The organism is uncultured Candidatus Thioglobus sp., assembly GCF_963981275.1.
GTDB lineage: Bacteria > Pseudomonadota > Gammaproteobacteria > PS1 > Pseudothioglobaceae > Thioglobus_A.
In genome coordinates, this window is record NZ_CAXCCZ010000059.1 from 1 (window position 1) to 3361 (window position 3361).

The 3361-nt window shown below is 36.0% G+C and carries 5 protein-coding genes; 1 reads left to right on the forward strand and 4 read right to left on the reverse strand.

The window, feature by feature from the left end; translation table 11 throughout:
* Nucleotides 1-965 (forward strand): phosphomannomutase/phosphoglucomutase (locus ABNR88_RS07020; RefSeq protein ID WP_348670236.1); only part of this gene is annotated, 965 nt, incomplete at its 5' end.
* A gap of 40 nt (nucleotides 966-1005) precedes the next feature.
* Here ABNR88_RS07020 and nadS read toward each other — a convergent pair.
* From nadS to ABNR88_RS07040, 4 genes are all read right to left on the reverse strand, one after another.
* Nucleotides 1006-1293 carry a NadS family protein gene (gene nadS, locus ABNR88_RS07025; protein ID WP_348670237.1) on the reverse strand — a complete coding sequence of 96 codons (288 nt, stop codon included), beginning with the start codon at nucleotides 1291-1293 and terminating at the stop codon, nucleotides 1006-1008.
* Between the two features lies 1 nt (nucleotide 1294).
* Nucleotides 1295-1627 carry a type II toxin-antitoxin system RelE/ParE family toxin gene (locus ABNR88_RS07030; protein ID WP_348670238.1) on the reverse strand — a complete coding sequence of 111 codons (333 nt, stop codon included), beginning with the start codon at nucleotides 1625-1627 and terminating at the stop codon, nucleotides 1295-1297.
* Nucleotides 1628-1810: 183 nt separating this feature from the next.
* Entirely contained in the window at nucleotides 1811-2038 is a 228-nt protein-coding gene (locus ABNR88_RS07035) for a hypothetical protein (RefSeq protein ID WP_348670239.1), read from the reverse strand.
* Complete coding sequence (locus tag ABNR88_RS07040; protein ID WP_348670240.1) at nucleotides 2031-3113, reverse strand: Fic family protein; 1083 nt, start codon at nucleotides 3111-3113, stop codon at nucleotides 2031-2033. Before ABNR88_RS07040 ends, ABNR88_RS07035 begins: the two co-directional genes overlap by 8 nt.
* Nucleotides 3114-3361 lie beyond the last annotated feature (248 nt).

Here is a 3361-nt window from a genome sequence, read left to right on the forward strand (position 1 = left end):
TTAGCACGGGTCATGGCACTTCAACCAAAGTTGATATCGAACAAGATTATATTGATCGCATTAAATCAGACATTAAGATTGATAAGCCACTTAACATTGTTGTTGATGCGGGCAACGGTGTGGCGGGCAATATCGCACCAAAGCTGTTCGAGGCACTCGGCGCTAACGTTACCAAACTATTTTGTTTAGTCGATGGCACCTTCCCCAATCATCATCCTGATCCATCTAAACCAAAAAACCTCATTGACATTATTCAAGAAGTTAAAGATACCGGTGCAGACATGGGTTTTGCTTTTGATGGTGATGGCGATCGACTCGGTCTAATTGACAACAAAGGTAATGTTATTTGGGCAGATCGCCAAATGATTCTATATTCAAGAGATATTCTTGAGCGCAATAAAGGCGCCAAAATTGTATTTGACGTTAAGTGTTCTTCATTACTACCTAAAGACATTGCCGAGCACGGCGGTGATCCGATCATGTCACGCACAGGACACAGCTTCATTAAAGCCAAACTCAAAGAAACTGGCGCTGCGCTTGGTGGTGAAATGAGTGGCCATATTTTCTTTAAAGAACGCTGGTACGGCTTTGACGATGCACTATACACCGGCGCAAGACTCTTAGAAATTATTTCAAAAACAGACAAAACTTGCGCTGAAGTATTTGCCGATTTACCGGACAGCATCAACACACCTGAAATTAATATTCATTTTGATGAGCAAGGCGATCAATTTAAAGCCATGGATAAATTGGCTGAAAACGTCAATTTTGAAGGCGCTAACATCATCACCATTGACGGTGTTCGAGTAGATTATCCTAACGGCTGGGGCTTGGTTCGCCCATCGAACACCACACCATGCTTGGTATTACGTTTTGAAGCCGACAATCAAAAAACGCTGGAAGAAATCCAAGCAAAATTTAGAACTTGGCTAGAAGCTAACGATATTTCCACCAAAGATTTTTAACCACCTAAACAAAAAAGGCGAGATTTATTTTCAATTTTATCTAATGACTCAAAGCTTTTAACACTGTCTTTGGCTCTTTAGCCACTACATTAAGCAACACCAAAGCTGGGCCTCTAGGTGCTCTATCTCCACGTTCCCAATGACGAAGTGTACTAACACTAATACCAAAAGCATCAGCAAATTCACTCTGACTCATGCCAACATTGGCGCGAATATTTTTTACATCTACTGGGTCAATATTATGGACAATTGCTTTGGATGCTTTACCTTTAGAAAAAACCACCGCTTCATCTAGCCCTTGTTTGATACTGTCAAATATACTGCTCATATTATTCTCCGTAACTATCTTTTAATAGCTTTGTTAGTTTGGCCAATTCATTACTCTCTGCTTTTGATAAGTTAGCCTTCTCTCCTTTACCAAATACAGTTAATAAAAATAGCGGAATTGATTTATTGTAATAATAGTAAATTACTCTTACACCGCCACTTTTACCTTTTCCTTGTGCAGACCATCTTAATTTACGAATACCACCTGTACCCGTCATTAAATCACCCGATTTAGCATGTTTTGCTAAATGATTAATAAGTTCATCTTTTTCTGAAACACTTAATAACTTATCCGCTCTTTTTATAAATTCAGATAATTCTACGATGGTTTGCATGTGTGTATTGTAATCCAATGGATTATAGTTGTCAATGATTTTAAAATTTAATCGAATGGTTGATTAGCAAAATTTAGAACTTGGCTAGAAGCTAACGACATTTCCACTAAAGATTTTTAATCACTTAAATAGCTTGGCATGACTACCAACTCTAGCTAAAGCTAGTTCTAATATTTGATACATTTAATTATCTAAATCATCGAACAAAGTCTCGATATTATTAAAGCTTTTACCCTTCTTGGCTATTAAATCATTTAATGCATTTTGAATCTCTTTCGTAGGAATATTACCGCGAGCAATAGCTTGCAATTCTTGTAGTCTCTCAGATGTTAAAGCGCTGTCACCCACTTGATAATCATCACACTCGATTGCTTCGATTAGTTGCCTTTCTTCATCGTCAATATCATTCATCATGCATATTCTCTGTATTGCTCAACAAGTTAATAAGTTGAGGGTTAAAGTAGAAATTTTCTCTGCCAAACTTGTGTTTTATTAGCAAATCTTCTTCTACTAACTGCTCTAAATAGCGATTAGCAGTTAAGCGTGATACGCCCAAATCTTGTTGTAAAAAAGCAATTTTGGTATAAGGGTGTTTGAAAATATTATTAATCAAATCTTGAGAGTAAACTTTTGGGCATTGGCTACGAATGCGGTGCTTATAACTTTGCTGTAACTCTTTTATATTAGTGATAAGTTTAATGGTGCTTTGTGCAGTTTTACTCACTGCACTTAGCATATACAACACCCATTCTTGCCATTTGTCTTCATCTCTAACAGTTTGCAATAAGTGGTAATACTGAGCCTTATTATGGTTAATATAACGACTTAAATACAATACAGGTGTGTCTAGCAACCCTTGTTGTACTAAATAAACAATATTAACAATACGTCCAATTCTGCCGTTACCATCATAAAACGGATGAATGCTTTCAAACTGATGATGAATAATCGCCATTTTTATTAAAGGATCTAAATCTGGCTCAATATCAATATTGTTAATAAACTGTTCTAGATCTTTTAATAGTTCTGGCAACTCATCAGGATTAGGCGGTGTATAAACAACTTCGCCACTTTTCTCATTAAACAGTGTTGTGCCTTGTTGTGTTCGTAGGCCTGCATCATTACCTTTAATAATTTTTTGCGCCTCGACTATGGTGTTGGTGGTAATAAGATTGTGGGTTTGCAACTGCTGAAAGACACAATTCATTGCATCGCTATATTGGCTAACTTCTTTAGCTGCAATGTTTTTATTATTTGCCTGTAGTTGATATTTAAAAAGCTCATCTTGAGTAGTGATAATATTTTCAATTTCAGAGCTGTCTTTTGCCTCTTGCAATGCCAGCGTACTAATAAGAATTTGCTGGTTTGGCATACTTTGACAAACGCCTTTTAACTCTCCTAAGTATCGATGAGCTTTATTTAATGCCTTTAATATGGCAACAGATTCAAAAGTATTGTTTTTAACAATTTGATTTAACGTGTTCATTATTCGCCTCATGTTCAGAATTCTTTAATTATAGCGCATATTTATATAAAGTGTTCAAAAAATAGAATTATTGAACACTTCAATAATTATATGTTCATATTCATACTATTCACAACCCTAATTATTTTAAAAATACAATCCTTTATTTTTTAATATTGACAAATTCAGGTTTTTTAAGGTGCGTAGATCACCACGATTGATGGTGTTCGTGTTGATTATCCCAACGACTGGGGATTGGTTCGCCCTTC

Bases quoted from the DNA above. Each gene is read 5' to 3' on its own strand.
- ABNR88_RS07035 (WP_348670239.1), bottom strand. From the start codon at position 2,038: ATGAATGATATTGACGATGAAGAAAGGCAACTAATCGAAGCAATCGAG.
- ABNR88_RS07030 (WP_348670238.1), bottom strand. From the start codon at position 1,627: ATGCAAACCATCGTAGAATTATCTGAATTTATAAAAAGAGCGGATAAG.
- ABNR88_RS07040 (WP_348670240.1), bottom strand. From the start codon at position 3,113: ATGAACACGTTAAATCAAATTGTTAAAAACAATACTTTTGAATCTGTT.
- nadS (WP_348670237.1), bottom strand. From the start codon at position 1,293: ATGAGCAGTATATTTGACAGTATCAAACAAGGGCTAGATGAAGCGGTG.